Origin of the sequence: Collinsella aerofaciens (assembly GCF_040920445.1) — a bacterium.
Taxonomy (GTDB): domain Bacteria; phylum Actinomycetota; class Coriobacteriia; order Coriobacteriales; family Coriobacteriaceae; genus Collinsella; species Collinsella aerofaciens_BH.
The window spans coordinates 17,039-41,125 of the sequence record NZ_JBCOTQ010000005.1 but is presented as its reverse complement, the minus strand read 5'-3'; the positions used below and the strand labels follow the sequence as shown (position 1 = coordinate 41,125).

Sequence of the window (24,087 nt, the reverse complement as noted above, 5' to 3'; positions counted from 1 at the left end):
CGTTCCATGCTACAAGTTTCTAACACCTCGTTTACAACGTCGGTTTCATCAAACGCCATGGCCGTGGTCGATTATCTGTCCAAAAGCATGATGTCGGCGCTGCCGTTTATTGTCTGCGCGGCGTTGTTCCGCACCGTCGCCGTCATTATGGGCGAAGGCATGCTGGGCCTGTGGTCTGCCGATTCCGAAATCTATCGCCTGTTCTACAGTTGGCTCTATAACGCCGGCTACTACTTTTTGCCCATCTATCTTGGTTGGGCGGCCGCCCGCCAGCTCGGTTGCTCGGAGCAGCTGGGTATGATGCTGGGCGGCGTATTGATTGCGCCCGATCTGCTCAAGCTCGTCGATGCCGCATCGACGACGGGGGCATCGATGACTTCCGTGTATGGTCTGCTTCCCGCGCCGGTCAACGATTACACGACGACTGTTATTCCAGTTCTCCTTTCGGTGCCTGTGCTATGGCGAGTGGAGTGTTTCTTTCAGCGCGTTATCCCTAGGGCCGTGGCGTTTTCGTTTGTTCCGTTTGCGACCATGCTTGTCATGGTTCCGGTTTCGCTGTGTATTACGGCACCGGCGGGCAGCTATCTGGGCATGCTGTTGGGCCAGCTTATGTTTATGCTTGGCAATTCCGGTGGCATCGTGTCGCTGCTCACGCTCATGGGGCTTGCTGCGGGCTGGGAGTTCCTAAAGATCGCCGGCGTCAGCAACGTTGTCCTATCGCTCGCCTATGCGCAGTTTATGAGTGTGGGAACGGATTCGTGCATCCTGATCGCCACGACGATGGCAACGTTCGCCGTTTGGGGCATGCCCTTTGGCGCGTCGCTTCGCGTTGCGGATAAGGACGAGAAGGCGCTCATGCTGGGCTATTCAATCTCGGGTGTTCTTGGCGGCGTAAGCGAGCCGGCGCTGTACGGTTGCGGCTTTAAATATGGCAGGTGCCTGACGTGCATGGCCATTGGCGGCGCCGTCGGAGGCCTTGTTGCGGCCGTGGGCCACGTTACGGCCTATACCATCGGCATGACGAATGTCCTTATGGTCATTGGCTTTGCCACGGGCGGCATCTCGAACCTGCTGTGGTGCTGCGCTGCCGGCGGTGTGGCATTTGCGGTGTCTGCGGCGCTGAGCTACTGCTTTGGCGTGGTGCCGGCGAAGGGACAGACGACGGGGGACGGAGCCGATTCACCCGAAACCTCGAAGAGCGTGGCCGAAGTAAGCGCGTAAACCTGTGCGACACAAGGACGATTCCTTTGCCATATTCCAAGGCCGTGGCCCGTGTGGGTTGCGGCCTTTTTTGTATCTGGGGGACAAAGTGGCTACACTACAATCCGTTTGAGCAATAGATATATAGGTAGTACCGTGGGGGCGGATGTAGATGGTCGAGTGGATTGTTAAGCGTGCGCAGGGCGACCGTGCGCGCGTGGGCACGTTGACGGGCGTGGTGTGTATTCTCGCCAATGTGGCACTATGCGCTGCGAAGGGCGTAATTGGCGTGCTGTCGGGATCGGTTTCGATTGTGGCGGATGCCATGAACAACCTGTCCGATGCAAGCTCGAATATCGTGAGCGTGCTGGGCTTTAAGCTGGCGAGCAAGCCGGCCGACCCCGAGCATCCTTACGGCCACGGTCGCTACGAGTATCTCTCGGGTTTGGTCGTGGCGGCGCTCGTGCTGCTTATTGGCATCGAACTGGTGAAGTCCTCGGTGGAGCGTATTGTCAACCCGGAGCCTGTCGAGTTCTCGCTTGCCCTGGTGGCAGTTCTAGTGCTTTCGATGGTCGTAAAGCTCTGGATGGCGGCCCTCAACCAAAAGCTCGGCGATCGCATTGAGTCCGAGACGCTGCATGCGACCGCGCAGGATTCCAAGAACGATGTCCTTGCCACGGGCGCCGTGCTGGCATGTGCGATTGTTTCGCAGGTGACGCACATCAATCTTGACGCATGGGTTGGCCTTGCCGTTGGCGCCTATATTGGCTGGAGCGGCCTTGAACTTATTCAAGATACGGTGAGCCCGCTTTTGGGCCAGTCACCCGATCCTAAGCTGGTCAAGCACATTCGAGACAAGATCATGAGCTATCCCGGCGTTTTGGGCGTTCACGATTTGATGGTTCACGACTACGGCCCGGGCAGGAAGTTTGCAAGTGCGCACGCCGAGATGGCGGCCGAGGCCAGCCCGCTGGAAAGTCACGACACGCTCGATAACATCGAGCAGTCTTTTAGGGACGAGGACGGCATGATCGTCACGCTCCATTACGATCCCATCGTGACTGACGATTCGAATGTGGCGAGCATGCGCCTGCGAATCAACGCTATGGCTCAAGAGATCGATAGCCGCCTTTCGATTCACGATCTGCGCTGCGTGCCGGGTCCCACGCACACCAATGTGATTTTTGACTGCGTTCGACCCTCGGATCTGCAGATGAGTGCCGAAGACTTAAAGCACGCGCTGGCACAACGGGTCGAATCGGAATACCCCAAGTCGGTCGCCAAAATCACGATCGACGAAGACTACGTAGGCCATACCCACGAGTAGGGTTGCACCGGTAAAGCTAGGTATACAGAAGGGGAGAGCATGAAGCGTCTATATCTACTTCGTCATGGCCAGACGGAATTCAACGTCAAAAAGCTCGTCCAGGGTCGCTGCGATTCACCGCTTACCAATTTGGGTCGTCAGCAGGCACAGACAGCAGCCGCATGGCTCAAGGCCCACCGCGTCGTCCCCGACAAAGTGGTCTCATCACCCTTAGGCCGAGCCATGGACACAGCAAGCCTCGTCGCAGCCGAACTCCTCGGCCCGGACGCAGCTGTCGAGCCCTGCAAAGGCATCATCGAGCGCTGCTACGGAACCTTCGAGGAAGGCCCTCACGACGCCCTGCCCACCGACGTCTGGGACCCCGGCGAGGATTTGGTCCCCTTTGGAGGAGAGGGAAGTCATGCCCTACAGGAGCGCATGGTAGGCACCCTCACCAATCTCATGGGCGCCGAGGGCATCGAAACCCTCCTAGCAGTAAGCCACGGCAGCGCCAGCCGCCAATTCATCAAGGCTGCAGCCCCAGAGGGCTTCGAGCTTCCAACAAAACTCCACAACTGCGCCATCATGATCTTCGATTTCGATGAGGAGAAGTCGGGAGAAGAAGGCGCCGTGCCCCAATCCAAGTTCATCTTGCAGCAAATCATCGATCCTCAACAAAGTAATTAGCTGAGCGAGCAGAGTTAAGCAGACATCAACGTGTCGTCTCCCGAGCACGGCGGAGGGCCGGAGAAATATATTAAGGTCATCGCGAGTTCCGCACGCAAAGGAGAGCACTTAATGTGCTCTCCGTCTTGCGCAGGACTGTAGAGCAGGGACCTTAATATATTTCTCCGGCCCTCCGCCGTGCTCGGGAGCCATCCACGCACTTTACCTGCGTAAACAATGTGAGTGAAATATGAATCTCGATGGATACGCCCGCAGCCGTGTATACTAAACAGCTGTGTGAAACCAGGGGAGTATTCTGGCTGGACAAAATGCCTGCTTAATAGGGTTGTCAGGTAGTCCGGGCGAAATACAAGGCTGGGGAGCACGTCGTGTAAGTAGTGGTCCTCTAGGGGCGTACGCTCGGTGGTGTACGCATTGTCCCAAGACCACGCGAGAGTTGGGATCATATCTTGATCAGCATGATTCTCGGCCGCAAGATTGGCATGACCCAGGTTTGGGACGAGAACGATAACGTCGTTCCCGTCACGGTCATCCAGGCTGGCCCCTGCGCTGTCTCGCAGGTTAAAACTCAGGCAACCGACGGCTATGACGCCGTCCAGATCGGTTTCGGCGACATCAGGGCCAAGAACGTGAACAAGCCCATGGCTGGTCACTTCGCCAAGGCTGGCGTCGAGCCTGTCCGCTTCCTTCGTGAGGTCCGCGTCGAGAACGGCGAGGAGCACAAGGTCGGCGAGGTCGTCACCGTCGCTGATTTCGCTGATGTCGAGAAGGTCGACGTCATCGGTACCTCCAAGGGTAAGGGCTTCCAGGGTCGCATCAAGCGCTGGGGTCAGCGCCGCGGTCCTATGACGCATGGTTCTCACTTCCAGCGTCACCCCGGTTCTATCGGTCAGTGCGCCTATCCTGCGCGCGTCCTCAAGGGCGTCAAGATGGCCGGTCACATGGGTAACGAGCGCGTTACCGTCAAGAACCTTTCCGTTGTCCGCATCGATGCCGAGCAGAACCTCATCTTGGTCAAGGGCGCTGTCCCGGGTGCCAAGAATGGTCTCGTCGCCATCCGTATGGCCTAAGGGCCCAGCCCATTTAGCCCAGCGTCATACCAAGGAGAACACTTAAATGGCAAAGTTTGAAGTAAAGAACAGCGAGGGCAAGAAGGTCGCCGAGGCCGAGCTCGCCGCTGAGGTGTACGGCATCCAGCCGAACATCCACGTTATGCACCACATCGTCAAGTGCCAGATGGCCTCTTGGCGTCAGGGCACCCAGTCTGCTAAGGGTCGCTCTGAGGTTTCCGGTGGCGGCAAGAAGCCTTGGCGTCAGAAGGGCACCGGCCGTGCCCGCCAGGGTTCCATCCGTGCTGCCCAGTGGCGTCACGGTGGCGTCGTCTTCGCCCCCAAGCCCCGTTCCTACGCTAAGCGTATGAACAACAAGGAGGTCAAGCTGGCTATGCGCTCCGCGCTGTCCGCCAAGCTGGCCGATGGCGAGCTCGTGCTCGTCGACGACTACGGCTTCGAGAAGCCTTCCACCAAGGCTGCTGTCGCCATGCTCAAGGCTCTCGGCCTTGAGGGCAAGCGTCTGACCATCATCGTTCGCGATGAGGACGTCAACGCCTACCTGTCGTTCCGCAACATTCCCAAGACGTTCATCATCACCGCTGACGAGGCCAACACCTACGATCTCGTCAACAACAACGCTGTGCTGATGCCCGCCGACATCGCCGCTCACTTCGGGGAGGTGCTTGCATAAATGACCGCCCACGAGATCATCATCCGTCCGATCGTGTCCGAGCGTTCCTTCTCCGGCATGGAGCTGAACAAGTACACGTTCGAGGTCGCCAAGGATGCTAACAAGTATCAGATCAAGGACGCTGTCGAGGAGATCTTCGGCGTCAAGGTCGTTCGCGTGAACACCCTGACGGTCAAGCCCAAGACCAAGCGCGTGCGCTATGTCGCCGGCAAGACCCGTTCTTGGAAGAAGGCCATCGTCACGCTGGCCGAGGGCGACACCATCGAGGTCTTTGGCAACCAGGCCTAAGACTCGCTGCTGTTGAGTGAGCTCATGCCTCCCAAATAGGGGAGGCGGGAGCTCAAGGTTTTGGGCGTATAAAATGGACACGCCCGGAACCGTGTATACGTCCGGTGTCATCGCACCCGAGGCAGAACCTCGAATCCCTGTCTGCGATGGCTAACGGATTCCTATTGAAAGGGATTGTAATGGCTGTAAAGCACCTTAAGCCGACCTCCGCTGGTAGGCGTTGGCAGACGATCTCCGACTTCTCCGAGATCACCTGCACCAAGCCCGAGAAGTCTCTTCTCGAGCCCCTGCCCAAGAAGGCCGGTCGTAACAACAACGGCCGCATCACCACCCGCCACCAGGGCGGCGGCGTGAAGCGTCGTTACCGCGTGATCGACTTCAAGCGCAACAAGGACGGCGTGCCCGCCAAGGTTGCCACGATCGAGTACGATCCGAACCGTTCCGCTCGCATCGCTCTGCTGCACTACGCTGACGGTGAGAAGCGCTACATTCTGGCCCCCAAGGGCCTCGAGGTCGGTCAGACCATCATGTCCGGTTCTGACGCCGACATCAAGCCGGGCAACGCTCTGCCCCTCGCCGACATCCCCGTCGGTACGCTCATCCACGCCGTCGAGTTCCAGCCGGGCAAGGGCGCCGCTATCGCCCGTTCCGCCGGTAACTCCTGCCAGCTGATGGGTAAGGAGGGCAAGTACGCCATCGTCCGTATGCCTTCCTCCGAGATGCGCCGCATCCTCGTTACCTGCCGCGCCACCGTCGGTGAGGTCGGCAACGCCGATCACTCCAACATCGTCATCGGCAAGGCCGGCCGTAAGCGTCACATGAACGTGCGCCCGACCGTCCGCGGTACCGTCATGAACCCTGTCGACCACCCGCACGGCGGTGGCGAGGGCAAGAACCACACCTCTGGTCGTCCCTCTGTTACCCCCTGGGGTAAGCCGACGAAGGGCCTTCGTACGCGCAAGAAGAAGAAGGTCTCGAACCAGCACATCATTCGTCGCCGTAAGAAGTAATTTCGGATACCGAGTTTTAGGAGAAAGCACTTATGAGCAGAAGTCTCAAAAAGGGCCCGTTCGTGGAGACTCGCCTTCTCTCGCGTATCACCGCGATGAACGAGGCTGGCAAGAAGGACGTCGTGAAGACCTGGTCCCGCGCGTCCACCATCTTCCCCGAGATGGTTGGTCACACCATCGCCGTCCACGACGGCCGCAAGCATGTGCCCGTGTATGTTACCGAGTCCATGGTTGGTCACAAGCTCGGCGAGTTCGCGCCGACTCGTACGTTCCGTGGCCACAAGGCCAAATAGGGGGTTAACCGTAAATGGCAACTAAGTCTATTGAAACTGAGGCCACCGAGGTTCGCGCCGTCGCTAAGTACGTGCGTGTTTCCCCCAGCAAGGCCCGCCTGGTGGTCGATCTGATCCGCCGCAAGCCTGTCGCTCAGGCCTTCGACATCCTCCACTTCTGCGACCGCGCCGTCGCCGTGGATGTCGAGAAGGTTCTCCGTTCCGCCGTTGCGAACGCCGAGAACAACAACGGTCTGCGTGCCGACAACCTGGTTGTCGCCGCTGCCTATGTTGACGAGGGTCCGACGCTTAAGCGCATCCGTCCCCGCGCCAAGGGTTCCGCTTCTCGCATTCTGAAGCGTACTTCCCACATCACCGTCGTCGTTGCTCCTCGAAAGGAGGCGTAAAGCTGTATGGGTCAGAAAGTCTACCCCACCGGCTTCCGTCTTGGCATCACCGAGAACTGGCGCTCCCGCTGGTTCGCAGAGAAGGATTACGCTAAGACCCTCGGTAACGATCTCGAGATCCGCAAGTACCTCGAGAAGCGTCTTTCCCGCGCAGCTGTCTCCCGCGTCGAGATCGAGCGCGCTGGCGACAAGGTGAAGGTCATTATCCTCACCGCTCGCCCCGGCGTTGTCATCGGTAAGAAGGGTGCCGAGATCGATACCCTCCGCACCGAGCTCGAGAAGGTCGCTGGCGTCTCCAAGGGCCAGCTCTCCGTCGACGTTGTCGAGATCAAGCGCCCCGAGCTCGACGCCAACCTCGTTGCTCAGTCTATCGCCGAGCAGCTCGAGGGCCGCGTTGCCTTCCGTCGCGCTATGCGCAAGGCTGTCCAGTCCGCCCGCAAGGCCGGCGCTAAGGGCATCCGTATCCAGTGCTCCGGTCGTCTCGGCGGTGCCGAGATGGGCCGTCGTGAGTGGTACCGTGAGGGTCGCGTGCCTCTGCACACCCTCCGTGCCAAGATCGACTACGGCACGGCTGTCGCCAGCACCACCATGGGCGCTTGCGGCGTGAAGGTCTGGATCTACCTGGGCGAGAAGCTCCCGGGCCAGCCTGTTCCCAACCCTGCACTCGAGGGCTCTTCCCGTCCTCGTCGTCGTAACTCCGAGAGGAGGGGTCAGTAGTGCTTGCCCCTAAGCGTATTCTTCACCGCAAGGTGCAGCGTGGCTCCATGAAGGGCCAGGCCAAGGGTAATACCGAGCTGCATTTCGGCGAGTTTGGTATCCAGGCTCTCGAGGCCCATTGGATCACCAACCGTCAGATCGAGGCCGCTCGTATTGCCATGACCCGCTACATGAAGCGTGGCGGTCGTGTCTACATCACGATCTTCCCCGATAAGCCCATCACCAAGAAGCCTGCCGAGACTCGCATGGGTTCTGGTAAGGGTAACCCCGAGGAGTGGGTGGCCGTCGTCAAGCCCGGCCGCATCATGTTCGAGGTCAAGGGTGTTCCCGAGGAGGTCGCTCGCGAGGCTCTGCGTCTTGCGCAGCACAAGCTCCCCATCAAGACCAAGATTGTTGCTGCCAAGAACGCTGAGCAGCGCATCGAGAAGGAGATGGCTGAGGAGGCCGCTCTCGAGGCCAAGTGGGCTGCTGAGGACGCCGCCGCCGCCAAGGAGGAGAACTAATGAAGCCCGCAGAGATTCGTGAGCTCTCGGACGCTCAGCTCGTTGAGAAGCTGAAGGAAATGCGCGCCGAGCTCTTTAACCTTCGTTTCCAGATGGCCACCAGCCAGCTGGACAACACCGCTCGCGTCAACACCGTGAAGAAGGACATCGCTCGCGTCCTCACGGAGCAGCGCGCCCGCGAGATCGCAGCGGAGAAGTCCGCTGTCGCCGAGTAGGACCTAAGGAGAGAACATGACTGATTCGCGTAACTCGCGTAAGGTCCGTACGGGTGTCGTTACCTCCGTCTCCGGTGCCAAGACCATTGTTGTCACCATCACCGAGCGCAAGCGTCACCCCAAGTACGGCAAGATGATGACCAGCTCCAAGAAGCTGCACGCTCACGACGAGGAGTGCACGGCTGGCGTGGGCGACACCGTCCGCGTTATGGAGACCCGTCCTATGTCCAAGATGAAGCGTTGGCGCCTCATCGAGGTCGTCGAGCGCGCTAAATAAGCAGTCGCTCTTACGACTTGTACGTTTCCGAAGATGTGCGTATGCCTGGCTTGCATACCACAGGCCGTATAAAGGCAGCGCACCTCTCTTCGGTTCTTAGTTCGGAGGAACATCTACCATGATTCAGATGCAAACCATGCTGAACGTCGCCGACAACTCCGGCGCTCGCAAGATTCGCTGCATCAAGGTGCTTGGCGGTTCCAAGCGTCGTTATGCAGGCATCGGCGATGTGTTCATCGGTGCTGTCCAGGAGGCTACCCCTGGCGCCAACGTCAAGAAGAAGGACGTTGTCCGTTGCGTCGTCGTTCGCACCGTTAAGGAGATCCGCCGCAAGGATGGCTCCTACATTCGCTTTGATGAGAACGCCTGCGTTGTCATCAACAACGATGGTTCGCCCGTCGGCACCCGTATCTTCGGGCCCGTCGCTCGCGAGCTTCGTGACAAGAAGTACATGAAGATCGTCTCGCTCGCTCCCGAGACCCTGTAGTTAGGGGAGATATATGTATATCAAGAAGGGCGATAAGGTCCAGGTTCTCTCTGGTAAGGATCGCGGCAAGCAGGGCGTTGTCCTGCGTGCTCTCCCCGCCGAGAACAAGGTCGTTGTCGAGGGCGTTTCGGTCGTCAAGAAGGCCGTCAAGCCCAACGCTGCCAACCAGCAGGGCGGCATCGTTTCGCAGGAGGCTCCCATCGACGCCTCCAACGTCAATCTCGTTTGCCCCGAGTGCGGTAAGGTTACCCGCGTCGGTCACGAGAAGGACGGCAAGAACAAGCTGCGCGTCTGCAAGAAGTGCGGCCACAAGTTCTAAGCTGCCCGCAACATCAAGTTGCTAGCAAAGGCCCGGATGCTACGGCACCCGGGCCTTTTTCTATCCCTACTCATTGGGGACAGACTTAAATGAGTGGCCGTTGAAATGCCGGCACCTGGGGGCGTTCATTTTCTGTCGGCAGCTGGGGACGACCATTCATTGGGGACAGACTTAAATGACCAGTCGTTGGGGGGACAGTCTCTATGTGCCGGCAGTTTGGGACGATCCTTTGATGTCTGATGCCCCCAGAGGAGTGAAGTAATACAGCTGGGTCTGTCTTTTAGGGCTTTGGTGTTCCGCCCCTTTATGTTTCACAAGGATCGTCGCATGCGCATTTACGCGCATAGCCTTGCGCGACAATGCGCATAGCCGCGCAAACATCTGCCAACTATGGCTAAATAATGACCGATAAGCAAATAAATACGCAAACACGAGCAGATACGCGCGCAATTGTGCGACTATAGGTTTGTTAGAAATGAAGGACTTCCGATGACTCAGGAGGCACATCATGGCAGATTCCAAACAGGCTCCGCTCGACGCCGAGGCAGCCGCAAAGGCGGCGTTTGCCTCGGTCCAGAATCAGCCGTTCCCAAACGACATCTTTACGGCTCCCGAGCTTCGTTGGGCTGTAATTGGGTGTGGCGTTATCGCCAACCAGATGGCTCAGTCTCTCGCCCTTGCCGGCCGAAAGCTCGCGGGCGTTGCCAACCGCACGCTGTCCAAGGCTCAGGCTTTTGCAGAGCAGTATGGCGTTGAGAAGGTCTATGGCACGGTCGAGGATCTCTACGCCGATCCGGACATTGACGCAGTCTATATCACCACGCCGCACAACACGCATATCACCTATCTGCGAGCCGCTCTGGCAGCTGGCAAGCACGTGCTCTGCGAGAAGGCCATTACCCTCAATTCCGCCGAGCTTGACGAGGCCCGCGCCATTGCCGACGAGCACAACGTGGTCCTTATGGACGCCACCACGGTGCTTCACATGCCCTTGTATCAGGAGCTGCGTCGTCGCATGGATGTCGGCGAGTTCGGCCGCATGAATCTCGCTCAGCTCAACTTTGGCAGCTATAAGGAGTACGGCGACCTGACCAACCGCTTCTACAACCGTAGCCTTGCCGGTGGCGCCATGCTCGACATTGGCGTGTATGCGCTCTCCGTTATGCGCCTCTTTATGGCGAGCCAGCCCGCTGAGGTTGTCTCGCTGGGCAACACCTGTGAGACCGGTGTCGACGTTGCGGGCGGCATTGTCTGCCGTAACGCCGAGCAGCAGCTGGGTGTTGTGAGCCTTACGCTCCACTCCAAGCAGCCCAAGCGCTCGGTCATCAGCTTCGACAAGTGCTATATCGAGGTCAACGAGTATCCGCGCGCCGATCACGCGACCATCGTGTGGACTGTGGACGGCCACCGCGAGGAGGTCCACGCCGGCACCGAAGCTTACGCCCTTTGCTATGAGATGGCCGATCTTGAGAAGGCCGTTGCCGGCGACGACTCCAAGCGCGAGCTGCTGGATTATGCTTCTGATGTTATGGAGCTTATGACCAAGCTCCGCGCCGATTGGGGAGTCGTGTACCCCGAGGAGGAGTAAGCGATGCTTGCGGAAGATAGGCTCAATGCGATCGTGTCGATGGTGCAGCAGGCCGGCTCGGTTACCGTGCCGGAACTTGCCGAGGCCCTGGGCGTGACACCGTCCACCATTCGCCGTGACTTGCAAACGCTCGACCGCGCGCACCGTATCGCCAAGGTGCACGGAGGTGCGACGAGTCTGGAGCGCGCGCACGTGACGCGCGACTTGACGATCAGCGAACGCAGTGATCTCCATAACGATGACAAGGAGCGCATCTGTGCTCGTGCCGCGGCCCTGGTGGAGCCCGATAGCTTTGTGTATATCGATTCGGGCTCAACGACCCTCAAGCTCATCGAGCATCTTCCGCGTCTCGACGGCGTCACCTATGTGACCGATTCCGTGCTCCATGCTCAGCACCTTGCTTTGCGCGGCATGCGTACCGTGGTGCTGGGCGGCGAGCTCAAACCCGAGACCGAGGCGCTCGTTGGCCCCGATGCCTTGGCAACCCTGGACCGCTATAACTTCAACTGCGGCTTTTGGGGATCCAACGGCATCGCGGCCGAGCAAGGTCTCACCACACCGGATATCGAGGAAGCACAGGTCAAGCGTATCTCGATGCGCCATACCGCCAAACGCTTCGTAATCTCGGACGCCAGTAAATTTGGCATGGTGGCGCCCGTCAAGTTCGCGGACTTCCGCGACGCAACGATTATTACCGCAGGCGAGGTCCCCGCCAAGTACCGGGCAATGGACAACGTCATCACGGTCTAGCAGCAGGGGACGGGCTAAGGCCAAAACCACCACAAAGGGGCCTGTCCCCATTGTGGTGGTTAGCAACGGAAACCGAGTAGTTTTCTCAATAGAAAAGCGGCAACGTCCATCACGGGCGTTGCCGCTTTCGTTGTCTACCGGTTTGTCTACGTCTGTAACAACTGGACCGTTAAAAGTGGGTTAGATGTTACAGAGTGAGATACTTCCGAACCGCACCGTCCCTTTGTCTCAATCTGTAACATCTGGGACCGATTTTGCCGAGTTATTGTTACAGATTGAGATTTTCCCTTGAGGGGGATTCGAATGTCTCGATCTGTAACAGACCGACCGGAAAATGGGCTCTAACTGTTACAGATCGAGACGTTTTGGGACCGCGGCTGAGCCATTGCGGCAAAACCACCACAAAGGTGCCTGTCCCGATTGTGGTGGTTTAGGGCTCCCAGGGGCAGGGGGCTTCGATGTGGATGTGCTCGCCGGTTACGGGATGCATGAAGGACACGCTGTGGGCGTGGAGCATCAGGCCGCAGGGGCGCGGCGTTCCGTACAGGTCGTCGCCAACCAGGGGATGATGCTCGCTTGCCAGGTGCACACGGATTTGGTGCTTGCGGCCGGTGAGCAACTCGACATCGATATACGAGCGCGTGGGCAGGCCACGACGGCTCTTAAGGCGTTTGAGCACCTTCACGCGCGTTTGAGAGGGCTTACCGCTGGCGCCGACGCGCATCTTGCGGCTGTCGTGGCGGTCGCGCGCGATGGGCTTGTCGATGAGCTTCTCGTTCCAGTCGATCTTGCCCTCGGCCAGCGCCAGATAGTGCTTTTCGAAGGCGTGGTCGATCACCATCTGGTCAAAGGCGGGCTGCGTCTGTTTGTCGAGCGAAAACAGTACCACGCCGGTGGTGTTGCGGTCCAGGCGGTTGAGCGGCTGCATGTCAGTCGCGGCAAAGCCGTCGCCCATGGCCAGCAGCAGATCGCTGGCGTAGTCGGTAAGCGTGCGCTCGCCGGTGCCGTCGCCGTGGACGATCATGCCGGCGGGCTTGTCGATGGCCATGAGCCAGGCGTCGCAGTAAAGGACTTGAGGTTCTTCGTTCACGTGTAAGCCTTTCGGTTAGCTGATTCCCACAAACATGCAGCCCGAGGTCGCCCCGCGCAGGCGGGCGGCGGGCTTGCGGCCGGCTTGAGCTGCCTCGACGGCGCGACGGACGCGAGCGACGGCACGGGCGATCTCATCCGTCTCGAGTAGCGTTCCGTCCACCATGAGACGACGCACGCCGGCATCGAGCAGCTGAGGAACCTGAGGCGTGAGGTCGATGGGGTAGGCGTCGTACAGGCGTGAGCGGCCATGGATGTCGGTGCGCACGGGCATGACCTTGCCGTCGATATTCTTGAGCGACAGCTTGCGGGCGCGCAGGCGGCAGTTGGCGCAATCGTGGATGCAGCCATTGGCCACCTGCAGGATGCAGTGCTCGCTCGTCATAACGCGCGGGCGGCCAAAGACGGTGATGCCCAGAGCCGCGGGCGCGGCGGCGCCGAGCGAGACAATCTCGTCGAGTGTGATCTCGGGCGAGAGCCAAAACGCACCGGCTCCGCGCTCGGCAAGCGCCTCCATGCAGGGCGCGTTGTGCACCGGCAGGCAAGAGCGAATCTCGGCCGTGGCGCCAACCTGGGCGGCCAGGGCAAGCTCAGAGATGTTGCCAATAGCGACCGTGGCGCCGGCAACAACCCACGGGTCGACGCGTACGTGGTCAACGGCGCGGCAGACCTCGTCGAGCACGGGTACGATGCCCTGCTCAAATGCATCGGTGGGGGAGAGCTCGGCCGCATCGAGCGCGTCGGTGGTCATGTAGATGCGCGTTACACCCTCGGCGCTAGCGGCCTCGGCGGCCTCGAGCGAGGTGACGGTGGCGCAGATCTGCGGCTCATCGCGGTAGTGCTCGGGCGCGGGGCGGGAATCACTGGTTACAATCGCCGGCAGCTCGAGCGTTTTCGCGCGCTCCGCGTACGGCGTCAGAATGGCCTCTTCCAGCGCCTTGCAGGCGGCGGTACGCACCTTGTGCACGGCGGAGAAGCCCATGCCGCAGCCGGCGTCGAGCGAAACGTCAAAGCTCGCTGCCTCAAACGGCGAGGAGCCCATGCGGCCCACATGCTCAACCAGATCGGATGCCTCGACGGCGCGGGTCTTGGCGGCCTCGACGGTGAAGCCCGTGGCGGTGGCGGTGAGCGCGGGGTTGTCACAGCAGGTGAGTGTGACAGTAAACGGCTCGCCCAGGCGCGCCACGACGGACACGTCAACAGCTCGGCGGCGCAGCACATCGCGCTTGAGCGCGGTGCCGGCGGCGTCGATGGCGCGCTGACTGCGAATCACGCGGACGCGGCAGCCCTCGGGCATGCTGCGGGGCACGCGGCACTCAATGATGTCACCGGCGGCGGCATCATCGGCGGCAATGGTGGTCAGGAACTGGTCAAACTCGTTATCGTGGCGAAGCTCCAGCAGGTCGCCTTTGCCCACGGGCTCAAACAGCTCAATGCGGGCGATGGCGGCGCGGCGACGGCGGTCGTCGGGCTTGAGGCCGCGCACATCGCGGTTGGCCGGGCGGCTGCCCAGCACCGTGCCCACGATCTGGCCGCGGTTGTTGGAACGCTCATAGCTCATCATCTCGTCGCCCGAGGTGCCGTCCTGATAGGCGTGCGTAAAGTCGCGGTTGAAGCAGCGCTTGAGCTGGCGCTGGCGGGCGGCTTCCTCGTCCTTGGCAACGGCGGCTCCGGATAGCATGTCGTCAATTTCGTGACGATACACATCAACGATGGAGTACACGTAATCGGGTGATTTCATGCGGCCCTCGAGCTTGAGCGATGCGGCGCCGGCGTCATACAGACGGCGAACAAGCAGCGACGTGTTGGTGTCGCGCGGGCACAGCGCGCGCTCGCGACCGGCAGGGGAGAGCGAGCGGCCGTTCTCGTCAATTAGCTCGTAGGGTAGGCGGCAGGGCTGGGCGCACATGCCGCGGTTGGCCGAGCGGCCAGCCATGGCAAAGCTCGACAGCAGGCACAGACCCGAGTAGCAAAAGCAGATGGCACCGTGGCTAAAGACCTCCAGGTCCACATCGGGCGCGGCGTTGTGAATGACGGCGATCTCGTCGATGGAGAGCTCGCGCGAGAGGGTCACGCGGTCGGCGCCCTGCTCGCGGCACCAAAGCGTTCCGCGGTCATCATGGATGTTCGCCTGGGTCGAGATGTGCGTCTCGATGCCGGGCATCGTGCGCTTGACCTCAAAGAACAGGCCCCAGTCCTGGATGATGAAGGCGTCGGCGCCCAGCGTGGAGCAGCGATGGATGAGTTGCAGCGCATCGCCCATCTCGGACTGCTTGATGACGATGTTGACCGTGACGTAGACGCGCGACCCGGCTAGATGTGCGGCGCGGCAGGCTTGCTCAAAGGCCTCGTCGGTAAAGTTGGTGGCCTTGCGGCGGGCGTTGAAGCTGCCCATGCCGCAATAGATGGCGTCTGCCCCCGCGGCGAGTGCGGCGGCAAAGGGCTCGGGCCCTCCGGCGGGCGCCAAAAGCTCGGGTCTGCGGTTGGTGGTTCGACTGGCGGTTGCGGTCATATCCTGCCTTTCAAAATGCTCAGATATTCAAAAGTATAGTGGCGTCGCTGCGATGGACGATGCCCGCAGCCTAAGCAGGACAAAGTCTTCAGCAGCTTGGACTGGCTGCTCCACATGAGAACCGTTCAGCGGTTCGGGGAAACCGTTGGGCGATAAAATATTCTCGCAAGCTGATAATATTCTTGCATCAAACAGAAACCTTGAGTACTATCCCAATCAAGCGCGGTGTTCAGACCGAACTGTGCCTCCCGGTGTGAACACCGCGCTCACGCTCTCTCAATTGATCGTAAGGAGAAAAACATGAGCAAGACCGTCGTGTCTTCCGATAACGCACCCGCAGCCATCGGCCCGTATTCCCCCGGTATCCAGGCCGACAACATGGTGTTCCTGTCCGGCCAGCTGGGCATCGATCCCGCGACCGGCAAGATGCCCGAGGGCGTCGAGGCCCAGGCCAAGCAGTCCCTCGCCAACGTCGAGGCCCTGCTGACCGCTGCCGGCGCTACCTTTGCCGATGTCGTCAAGACCACGGTCTACCTGGCCGACATCACCGACTTCGCCGCCGTGAACGAGATCTACGCCTCCAAGTTTGAGGCCCCGTTCCCCGCGCGCAGCGCCTTCCAGGTTGCCGCCCTTCCGGCTGGCGGTCTGGTCGAGATCGAGGTCGTTGCCGCTCTCTAAGGCGTTGGCCACAACTAAACATGACATGCAAAAAGACCCTGCAGCGCGTGCGAGCTGCAGGGTCTTTTGTTAAGTGACGGATCGCTTGTGGAGCCGCGCTTCATTTTGCTCGTTAGCCTTCCTTGCGGACTTTTTGCAGGTAGCGGTAGACGCTGGGCTCCGAGATGCCCAGCGCGGTGGCGGCGCAGGCAACAGCGCCCTTGAGCATGAACACCCCGTTGCCGTTGAGGTGGCGAATGACGTCCACGCGGTCGCTCTGACCAAGCGACGCTACATCCAGCCCACGCGCGCTCAGCAACTCGGCAATGCTGCGGTCGATGAGCTCCTGTGTGGACTCCGAAAGGCTTTCGACCTCGATAGGGGCGGGCTCCGTGCGCGTTGGCGCCGCGTCGAAGCACGCCATGAGCTGCTGCGCCATGGCGTTGATGGAGCGTACGGTCGAGAGGTCGGTGTTGACGCAGAGCATACCGACGATCTCGTCATTCTCGCGGATAAAGTACGTCGCTGACTCCAACGTCTTGCCTCCGGCGCCGCGGCCCTCGTAGCCCGTAATAAACGGCAGGTCGCGATACTTGGCGTCGTGCATGATCTTGAGTGCCAGATCGGTGGCGGGACCGCCGACCTTGCGGCCGCTCACGATGCCGTTGCGAATATCGACGATGGCGTGGTCGGGATCCGAGAAATCGTGCAGCACGATTTCGCTGTTTTTGCCGAGTATCTGCTCCAGAAAATCGACCATCGGCAAAAAGCGACGTACGGTCTCGTTCACGGGCAACTCCTTTGGGTGAAATCGGAAATGTTCATAACAATTTTTTCTCATGGTAACACGCTGCCCATCATCTCGTATATCCGCAGGTACATTGCGTAATGCAGACGAACGGTAGGAATTTAGCGGTAAACGGTTGACCAAAAGAAATGTTAGATGTTATTTTGACCAGACACTTTCCTGACCTGCGGAAATGCGTAATTTCAGCTGAAGAATAGTCTGATAACAAAAAATTATTATTGAGAATGAGAATCATCTTTAATACGATATGCAATGAAGGCACAACCTCAACCCCGCACTGCGTCACAATAGAGCGTTAGATGCGAAAACAACTACTTCGAGGATTGGTGGTCAAATGACCCAGGAGACGGTTACGAACGGCACTGAAGCCCTGTTCACTCGCGAAGGCATGCCTCCCGTTAAGGAAATGATCCCGTGTGCCCTTCAGCACGTACTGGCATCGTTTGCCGGCATCATTACCCCGGCGGTCATCATGGCCGGCGTCTACGGCTTTAATAGCCAGCAGAGCACCGACATCATCCAGGTCGCGCTCATTCTTTCGGCGATCGATACGGCCCTTCAGGCCTTCGCTCCCTTCCGTCGCATCGGCGGCGGCCTGCCCATCGTCATGGGCGTTTCGTTCGCGTTCCTGCCGGCCCTGCAGGCCATGGGTGCCTCGGGCTTTAGCTTTGGTGCACTGCTGGGCGGCGAGATCGTCGGCGGCGCCGTCGCGGTCCTCTTTGGTCTGGCCTACAGCAAGATCAAGTGGCTGTTCCCGCCCGTCGTGACCGGTACGGTCATCTTCTCCATCGGCGTTTCGCTGTATCCCACGGCCGTCAAGTATATGGCCGGCGGTATGGGTACGCCGCTATGGGGCACCCCGCAGGCCTGGTGCGTCGCTCTTATCACCTTCGCCGTGGTCTTTGCGCTCGCCAACTTTGGCAAGGGCACGCTCAAGCTGGGATCCGTGTTCTTTGGCATGATCGTTGGCATGATCGTCTCCATCCCCTTTGGCATGATCGACTTCTCCAGCGTCGCCACCGCTCAGGTCTTCGCCCTTCCCAAGCTCATGCCCTACGCGCTCGAGTTTGATCCCGAGGTCTGCATTACCCTCGCCGTCGTGTTCCCCATGGTTGCTATCCAGGTTATCGGTGACGTCTCCGCCGCCTGCCTGGGCTCCATCGACCGTATGCCCACCGAGCGCGAGCTCTCCGGCGCCATCGTGTCCCAGGGCCTTACCTCTATGGTCGGCGGCCTGCTGGGCGGTCTTCCCACCAGCGCCCTTGGCCAGAACGTGGGCATCATCTGCTCCAACAAGGTCGTCAACAAGTGGGTCTTTGTGATCATCGCGGCCGTCTTTGCCATCGCCGGCCTGTTCCCGCAGCTCTCTGCCGTCCTTTCCGCTATCCCGCAGCCCGTCATCGGCGGCGCGACCGTCGGCGTCTTTGGCACCATCACCATGAACGGCGTGCGCATGTTCACCCGCGAGGGCCTCACGCAGCGCACTACCACCATCGTCGGTACCTCCGTCGTCTTTGGCTTGGGTATCTGGATGGCCAGCGGTTGCCTTGCCGGTGAGGGTATGCCCACCTGGGTGCCCACCGTTATCGGCTCCAATGCCGTAACCCCCACCGCCATCATGGCCATTGTCCTTAACCTGATCCTTCCGCAGACGCCGGTCGTGGCTCAGCACATCGATGCTGCCAAGGACGCTGCCGTGGATCTGGTCTTGCCCGAGAGCAAGAAGTAACCAATTCGGTGCTATTCGTCGGCGGGCGCATCGCCTCGTCCGCCGACGTCATGCGGTGCCAAGCCGCACTTCAAAGGGTTTGTCCCTTTGGTGAAGCGTTGACGGGAGAGGGCCCGTTTCCGGTGTAGGCCGGCGCTTCGCACTCCGCCATGTCAGAGGTGTCAAACCCCGCCCCTGATGTTGAAGGGAGCATTTATGCTTCTGGTCGCTAACGGTTCCGTCTTTACCCGCAATGCTCAGGCCCCGTTCATTCCAAACGGTGCGGTCGCCATTGACGGAGATACGATCGTCGAAGTAGGTCCCGAGTGCGAGCTCAAGGCCAAGTACCCGGATGCCGAGTACGTCGATGCCCAGGGCAACCTCATCATGCCTGGACTCATCAACTGCCACACCCACATCTACTCGGGTCTGGCCCGCGGCCTTGCCATTAAGGGCTGCAACCCCACCAACTTCCTGGAGAATCTTGAGCAGCAGTGGTGGAAGATCGACGACAACCTGACGCTCGACGGCACCAAGGCCAGCGCCTATGCCACGATTCTGGATTCCATCCGCGATGGCGTCACCACGATCTTCGATCACCACGCGAGCTTCTGCGAGATCCCGGGCAGCCTCTTTACCATTAAGGACGCAGCTCAGGAGCTGGGCATGCGTTCGTGTCTGTGCTACGAGGTCTCCGATCGCCGCGGCCAGGAAAAATGCGACCAGGCCATTGCCGAGAACGCCGAATTTGCCCAGTGGGCCGCCAAGGAGCGTCGCGATAACGACAACCACATGATCGCCGCCATGTTTGGCGGACATGCCACCTTTACGCTTTCGGACGAGACCATGGACAAGATGGCCGAGGCCAACAACGGCCTGACCGGCTTCCACATCCACGTGTGCGAGGGCATGAACGACGTGTGGGATTCCCGCCTCAACCGCGGAGGCATCAGTCCCGTCGAGCGCCTGCTGCAGCACAACCTGCTGGGTCCTGACACCATGCTGGGCCACTGCATCCACGTGACGCCTGCCGAGATGGATATCGTCAAGGAGTCCGGCACCTGGCTCGTCAACAACCCCGAATCCAATATGGGCAACGCCGTGGGCTGCGCCCCCGTGCTCGAGTTCTTCCGCCGCGGCATCCCCGTGTGCATGGGTACCGATGCCTACACCCACGATATGCTCGAGAGCCTTAAGGTCTTCCTGATCATTCAGCGCCACAACGCCGCCATGCCCAACGTGGGCTGGTGCGAGGCCATGACCATGCTGTTCGAGAACAACGCCAAGATGGCGAGCAAGTACTTCGATCGCAAGCTCGGTGTGCTCGAGGCCGGCGCTGCCGCCGACGTCATCGTCATGGACTACAAGCCCTTTACGCCGCTGAGCGAGGAGAACATCGACGGCCACATGCTCTTTGGCATGATGGGCAAAAACTGCCGCACCACCATCATCAACGGCCGCGTCCTGTACAAGGATCGCGAGTTCGTTGGGATTGATGAGGACAAGATCAACGCGTGGACCATGGCTGAGTCCAAGAAGCTCTGGAGCACGCTCAACGATCGCGCCTACTAATTACAAGTAGATTCACGCGCGTCGGATGTTTCGCCGCATCCGACGCGCGTATAGGCGGCCTCCGCGGGGTCGCCGGCGCTGTGCTAGCGCTACACCGTATTTGCGCCCGCCGCGCGGTCTCGCCGGGCGTTACAGAGAGGAGCTCATTATGAGCGACATCATGAGGCCGATCCCGTTTTCGCAGCTGATGAACTGGATCATCGAGGAGCACAAGACTCAGGGCGCCGTCTTTGGCGTGCGCAAGATGGTCACGACCAACCAGGAGGGTGCGCTTCCCATTTTTGACGAGCGCATCGAGACTCCGTTTGGCCCGGCCGCCGGTCCCAACACGCAGCTTGCCCAGAACATCGTGGCCTCTTATGTGGCCGGTTCCCGCTTCTTTGAGCTTAAGACCGTTCAGGTTATGGACGGCGAGGAGCTCTCCAAGTGCGTTAACAAGCCCTGCATTGTGGCGCAGGACGAGTGCTACAACTGCGAGTGGTCGACCGAGCTCGAGGTTCCGCAGGCCTTTGCCGAGTACGTGAAGGCATGGTTTGCCTGCCACCTGATCGCTCGCGAGTACGGTCTGGGCAGCCCGGACGGCTTTGTCTTCAACATGTCGGTGGGCTATGACCTGGAGGGCATTAAGAGCCCCAAGGTCGATGCGTACATTGAGGGCATGAAGGACGCCAGCGGCTCCGAGGTTTGGAACGAGTGCCGCACGTGGGCGCTCGCTAACCTGGACAAGTTTGAGCATGTCGATGCTGCGTTTGTCGAGTCCATCCCGGCGCGCGTCTCCAACTCCATTACCGAGTCCACGCTGCACGGCTGCCCGCCCGCCGAGATCGAGCGCATCGCGACCTACCTCATCACCGAGAAGGGCCTCAACACCTACATCAAGTGCAACCCCACGCTGCTGGGCTATGAGTTTGCCCGCCAGCGTCTGAACGAGCTGGGCTTTGACTACATCGTCTTCGATGACACGCACTTCCGCGAGGACCTGCAGTGGGCCGACGCCGTGCCCATGTTCGAGCGCCTGATTGCCCTGTGCGCCGAGCGCGGCCTGGAGTTTGGCGTCAAGCTGACCAACACGTTCCCCGTCGACGTGACGAGGAACGAGCTGCCCTCTACCGAGATGTACATGTCCGGCCGTTCGCTGTTCTCGCTGACCATCGAGACTGCCCGCCGCATTACCGAGCAGTTTGACGGCAAGCTGCGCATCAGCTACTCCGGCGGTGCCACGGTCTACAACATCCGCGCCCTGTACGATGCCGGCATTTGGCCCGTTACCCTGGCGACCGACGTGCTCAAGCCCGGTGGCTACGAGCGCTTTAGTCAGATGGCCGGCGAATTTGGCGATCTGGACGGCAAGCCGTTCGCGGGCGTCTCTCTCAAGGCTGTGACCGCGATTCAGGCTGACTCGCTCACCAACCCGCTCTACAAGAAGCCGCTGCGTCCGCTGCCCGACCGCAAGGTCGCCGGCAAGAGCCCGCTTTCCGACTGCTTTACCACGCCGTGCCGCACGAGCTGCCCCATCCAACAGGATATTCCCGCCTATCTGGCGGCTGTTGACGAGGGCCGCTACGAGGACGCACTCAACATCATCATCGAGCGCAACGCCCTGCCGTTTATTACCGGCACCATCTGCCCGCATCCCTGCGGTCGTGCCTGCGAGCGTGCGTTCTACGAGCCCGAGGGTGCCCAGATTCGCGCCAGCAAGCTCAAGGCCGCCCGTGAGGCCATGACCGCCGTGCTGCCCAAGCTGCGCGCCCAGGCCATCGCCAACGACGGTGAGCGCAACGTTGCCGTTATCGGCGGCGGCCCGGCCGGCCTGGCGACGGCGTTCTTCCTGACGCGTGCCGGCGTGCCCGTCACCATCTTTGAGGCCCGCGACTCTCTCGGCGGCGTGGTCCGCCACGTGATCCCCGAGTTCCGCATTGCGAGCGACGATATCTCCCACGATGCCGAGCTCTGCCTGGCCTTTGGCGCCAAGGTTCAGTTCAACGCCCGCGTGGAGTCCATCGACGAGCTCAAGGACCAGGGCTTTACCGACGTGGTCGTGGCCACCGGTGCCTGGATGCCCGGCTCTGCGGGCCTGGGCGAGGGTGCCGAGCTCGATGTGCTGGAGTTCCTCGAGGCCGCCAAGAAGGGCGAGAAACTCGAGCTGGGCGAGGACGTCGTGGTCATTGGCGCCGGCAACACCGCCATGGACGCGGCCCGCGTGGCCAAGCGTCTGGCTGGTGTGAAGAACGTGCGCCTGGTGTATCGCCGCACCAAGAAGCAGATGCCCGCCGACGAGGAAGAGCTCGATCTTGCTCTTGCCGACGGCGTTGAGCTCTGCGAGCTGCTGGCGCCCAAGGCACTCAACGGCTCCGTGCTGACCTGCGACGTCATGGAGCTCGGCGAGCCGGATGCAAGCGGCCGTCGCAGCCCCGTCGCCACGGGCGAGACCGTCGAGCTTTCCGCCACCACGGTGATCTGCGCCGTGGGCGAGGGCATCGATGCCAGCCTGTACGATGCCGCGGGCGTCGAGCACGACCGTCGCGGCCGTCTTGCCGCCACCTCCACCGGCGTCGAGGGCGTTTGGGCTGCCGGCGACTGCCGTCGCGGCCCTGCCACCGTGGTCGAGGCTATCGCCGATGCCGCCGAGGTCGCCCGTGCCATCGCCGGTGTGGACTTTAACAAGTACGCCGACTGCAACGAGCAGGCCGGCCGCGAGGACACCTGCTACGAGCGCAAGGGGTCGCTGTGCCGCGACAAGCGCAACTGCACCAAGACCCGCTGCCTGGGCTGCGGCTCGGTGTGCGAGGTCTGCTGCGACGTGTGCCCCAACCGCGCCAACGTGGCAATTAAGGTGCCGGGCCTGGCCAAGCATCAGGTCGTCCATGTCGACGGCATGTGCAACGAGTGCGGCAACTGCGCCGTGTTCTGCCCTTACCAGGAGGGTCGTCCCTACAAGGACAAGCTCACCCTGTTCTGGAGCGAGGAGGACATGGAGAACTCCGAGAACGAGGGCTTCCTGGCCGTGGACGAGGACCACTTTAAGGTTCGCGTCGCCGGCACGGTCCGCACCGTCTCGGTCGATGCCGTCAACACCGGTCTTCCCGAGGCCGTCCGCCTGACCATCAGGGCTGTGCGCGACAACTATTCGTACCTTCTTAAGAAATAGGCGAGTCTCTTATGGCCAAATCCATTCAACATAATGTGGCCTACGTTGCCTGCGGAAGCGGCTGTGCTTCCGCAGGCGGCGACGCCCGCTGCAGCGAAGGCTGCATTGGCTGTGGCGCGTGCGTCACGGCCTGCCCCCACGGCGCCATTGCGCTGGTCGATGGTATCGCCCGCGTGGACCGCTCCAAGTGCACGGGCTGTGGCCTGTGCGGCATGGCGTGCCCGCAGCGCGTGATTGCCTTCGTCCCCGGCTACCAGAACATTCTGGTGCGCTGCAACAACACCGATAAGGGTGCCATTGCGCGCAAGGTCTGCGACACGAGCTGCATCGGTTGCGGTATGTGCGCCAAAAAGTGCCCTGCCGGCGCTATCCGCATCGTGGACAACTGCGCCCATATCGACGGCGTGGACTGCCTGTCGTGCGGCATGTGCGCCGTCGTCTGCCCGCATGGCGCCATCCACGACCGCACCGGCATCGCCGCCGGCGTGTAGAAGGGAATCACCATGGCACAGGAATTCACTTTTACCGTTAACGGTGTCGAGCACACGACGACGGAGAATAAACCACTGCTGCGCTATCTGCGCGACGACCTGCACATTCACTCCGCCAAGGACGGCTGCTCCGAGGGCGCCTGCGGCACCTGCACCATCCATGTGGACGGTGCGGCCGTCAAGGCGTGCGTGCTGACCACCGCTCTTGCCTCCGGCCGCAACATCGTGACCGTCGAGGGCCTGCCCGAGGACGTGCGCGAGGCCTTTGTGTACGCCTTTGGCGCCGTGGGCGCCGTGCAGTGCGGTTTTTGCATTCCCGGCATGGTCATGGCG

At 60.8% G+C, this 24,087-nt stretch carries 25 protein-coding genes and 1 pseudogene; 23 read left to right on the top strand and 3 right to left on the bottom strand.

Translation table 11 applies throughout. The features are described from left to right. Positions 1–6: 6 nt before the first annotated feature. From AB5405_RS01405 to AB5405_RS01325, 17 genes and pseudogenes are all read left to right on the top strand, one after another. Positions 7–1,221: a PTS sugar transporter subunit IIC gene (locus tag AB5405_RS01405; protein ID WP_368137333.1), complete on the top strand. Its 1,215-nt coding sequence runs from the start codon at positions 7–9 to the stop codon at positions 1,219–1,221. 151 nt (positions 1,222–1,372) lie between these two features. Continuing rightward, positions 1,373–2,527: a cation diffusion facilitator family transporter gene (locus AB5405_RS01400; protein ID WP_368137332.1), complete on the top strand. Its 1,155-nt coding sequence runs from the start codon at positions 1,373–1,375 to the stop codon at positions 2,525–2,527. Positions 2,528–2,566: 39 nt separating this feature from the next. Then, entirely contained in the window at positions 2,567–3,193 is a 627-nt protein-coding gene (locus tag AB5405_RS01395; protein WP_368137331.1) for a histidine phosphatase family protein, read from the top strand. Between the two features lie 449 nt (positions 3,194–3,642). Further along, positions 3,643–4,263 (top strand): 50S ribosomal protein L3, encoded by a 621-nt coding sequence (gene rplC / locus AB5405_RS01390; RefSeq protein ID WP_368137329.1) that lies wholly within the window; start codon positions 3,643–3,645, stop codon positions 4,261–4,263. Positions 4,264–4,309: 46 nt separating this feature from the next. Then, positions 4,310–4,936: a 50S ribosomal protein L4 gene (rplD, locus tag AB5405_RS01385; RefSeq protein ID WP_368137328.1), complete on the top strand. Its 627-nt coding sequence runs from the start codon at positions 4,310–4,312 to the stop codon at positions 4,934–4,936. Then, the gene (gene rplW, locus AB5405_RS01380; protein WP_022094197.1) at positions 4,937–5,224 is read left to right on the top strand and encodes a 50S ribosomal protein L23; all 288 of its coding nucleotides are present in this window, start codon (positions 4,937–4,939) and stop codon (positions 5,222–5,224) included. It abuts the gene before it with no gap. Between the two features lie 179 nt (positions 5,225–5,403). Further along, complete coding sequence (gene rplB / locus AB5405_RS01375) at positions 5,404–6,234, top strand: 50S ribosomal protein L2 (RefSeq protein WP_022094198.1); 831 nt, start codon at positions 5,404–5,406, stop codon at positions 6,232–6,234. A gap of 32 nt (positions 6,235–6,266) precedes the next feature. Beyond that, positions 6,267–6,527, top strand: a complete 261-nt coding sequence (gene rpsS, locus AB5405_RS01370; protein ID WP_006235035.1) for a 30S ribosomal protein S19 — start codon at positions 6,267–6,269, stop codon at positions 6,525–6,527. Between the two features lie 14 nt (positions 6,528–6,541). After that, entirely contained in the window at positions 6,542–6,913 is a 372-nt protein-coding gene (gene rplV, locus AB5405_RS01365) for a 50S ribosomal protein L22 (protein ID WP_006235036.1), read from the top strand. 6 nt (positions 6,914–6,919) lie between these two features. Next, entirely contained in the window at positions 6,920–7,630 is a 711-nt protein-coding gene (gene rpsC, locus AB5405_RS01360) for a 30S ribosomal protein S3 (RefSeq protein WP_006235037.1), read from the top strand. After that, positions 7,630–8,046: pseudogene (rplP, locus tag AB5405_RS01355) on the top strand (50S ribosomal protein L16); the annotation flags it as partial. The gene rpsC and the pseudogene rplP, both read left to right, overlap by 1 nt. Positions 8,047–8,132: 86 nt before the next feature. Next, positions 8,133–8,348 carry a 50S ribosomal protein L29 gene (gene rpmC / locus AB5405_RS01350; protein WP_006235039.1) on the top strand — a complete coding sequence of 72 codons (216 nt, stop codon included), beginning with the start codon at positions 8,133–8,135 and terminating at the stop codon, positions 8,346–8,348. A 16-nt stretch (positions 8,349–8,364) separates the two neighbouring features. Beyond that, complete coding sequence (gene rpsQ, locus AB5405_RS01345; RefSeq protein ID WP_006235040.1) at positions 8,365–8,625, top strand: 30S ribosomal protein S17; 261 nt, start codon at positions 8,365–8,367, stop codon at positions 8,623–8,625. Between the two features lie 118 nt (positions 8,626–8,743). Further along, positions 8,744–9,112: a 50S ribosomal protein L14 gene (gene rplN / locus AB5405_RS01340; protein ID WP_006235041.1), complete on the top strand. Its 369-nt coding sequence runs from the start codon at positions 8,744–8,746 to the stop codon at positions 9,110–9,112. 13 nt (positions 9,113–9,125) lie between these two features. Next, the gene (gene rplX, locus AB5405_RS01335) at positions 9,126–9,431 is read left to right on the top strand and encodes a 50S ribosomal protein L24 (protein ID WP_006235043.1); all 306 of its coding nucleotides are present in this window, start codon (positions 9,126–9,128) and stop codon (positions 9,429–9,431) included. 508 nt (positions 9,432–9,939) lie between these two features. Next, the gene (locus tag AB5405_RS01330; RefSeq protein WP_226802696.1) at positions 9,940–11,019 is read left to right on the top strand and encodes a Gfo/Idh/MocA family protein; all 1,080 of its coding nucleotides are present in this window, start codon (positions 9,940–9,942) and stop codon (positions 11,017–11,019) included. A gap of 3 nt (positions 11,020–11,022) precedes the next feature. Next, positions 11,023–11,769 (top strand): DeoR/GlpR family DNA-binding transcription regulator, encoded by a 747-nt coding sequence (locus AB5405_RS01325; RefSeq protein ID WP_196022160.1) that lies wholly within the window; start codon positions 11,023–11,025, stop codon positions 11,767–11,769. Between the two features lie 430 nt (positions 11,770–12,199). Here AB5405_RS01325 and AB5405_RS01320 read toward each other — a convergent pair whose 3' ends face one another. Together AB5405_RS01320 and AB5405_RS01315 are read right to left on the bottom strand one after the other, a co-directional pair. Next, the gene (locus tag AB5405_RS01320) at positions 12,200–12,859 is read right to left on the bottom strand and encodes an RluA family pseudouridine synthase (RefSeq protein ID WP_368137327.1); all 660 of its coding nucleotides are present in this window, start codon (positions 12,857–12,859) and stop codon (positions 12,200–12,202) included. 15 nt (positions 12,860–12,874) lie between these two features. After that, a complete protein-coding gene (locus tag AB5405_RS01315; RefSeq protein WP_368137326.1) occupies positions 12,875–15,370 on the bottom strand; it encodes a U32 family peptidase in 2,496 nt (831 codons plus the stop codon). A gap of 300 nt (positions 15,371–15,670) precedes the next feature. Here AB5405_RS01315 and AB5405_RS01310 point away from each other — a divergent pair, with 300 nt between their 5' ends. After that, positions 15,671–16,048: a Rid family detoxifying hydrolase gene (locus AB5405_RS01310; RefSeq protein ID WP_368137325.1), complete on the top strand. Its 378-nt coding sequence runs from the start codon at positions 15,671–15,673 to the stop codon at positions 16,046–16,048. A 112-nt stretch (positions 16,049–16,160) separates the two neighbouring features. Here the strand turns inward: AB5405_RS01310 and AB5405_RS01305 are convergent, their stop codons facing one another. Next, complete coding sequence (locus AB5405_RS01305; protein ID WP_233509000.1) at positions 16,161–16,817, bottom strand: helix-turn-helix transcriptional regulator; 657 nt, start codon at positions 16,815–16,817, stop codon at positions 16,161–16,163. 352 nt (positions 16,818–17,169) lie between these two features. On the opposite strand from AB5405_RS01305, the gene AB5405_RS01300 reads away from it, so the two are divergent. From AB5405_RS01300 to AB5405_RS01280, 5 genes are all read left to right on the top strand, one after another. Continuing rightward, complete coding sequence (locus AB5405_RS01300) at positions 17,170–18,564, top strand: uracil-xanthine permease family protein (RefSeq protein ID WP_006235052.1); 1,395 nt, start codon at positions 17,170–17,172, stop codon at positions 18,562–18,564. A gap of 195 nt (positions 18,565–18,759) precedes the next feature. Beyond that, a complete protein-coding gene (gene ssnA, locus AB5405_RS01295) occupies positions 18,760–20,115 on the top strand; it encodes a putative aminohydrolase SsnA (RefSeq protein WP_124786005.1) in 1,356 nt (451 codons plus the stop codon). A 148-nt stretch (positions 20,116–20,263) separates the two neighbouring features. After that, positions 20,264–23,263, top strand: a complete 3,000-nt coding sequence (ygfK, locus tag AB5405_RS01290) for a putative selenate reductase subunit YgfK (protein WP_368137324.1) — start codon at positions 20,264–20,266, stop codon at positions 23,261–23,263. An 11-nt stretch (positions 23,264–23,274) separates the two neighbouring features. Then, on the top strand, positions 23,275–23,754 hold the full coding sequence (locus AB5405_RS01285) for a 4Fe-4S binding protein (protein ID WP_368137323.1): 480 nt from the start codon (positions 23,275–23,277) through the stop codon (positions 23,752–23,754). 12 nt (positions 23,755–23,766) lie between these two features. Next, positions 23,767–24,087 (top strand): (2Fe-2S)-binding protein (locus tag AB5405_RS01280; protein ID WP_368137321.1); only part of this gene is annotated, 321 nt, incomplete at its 3' end.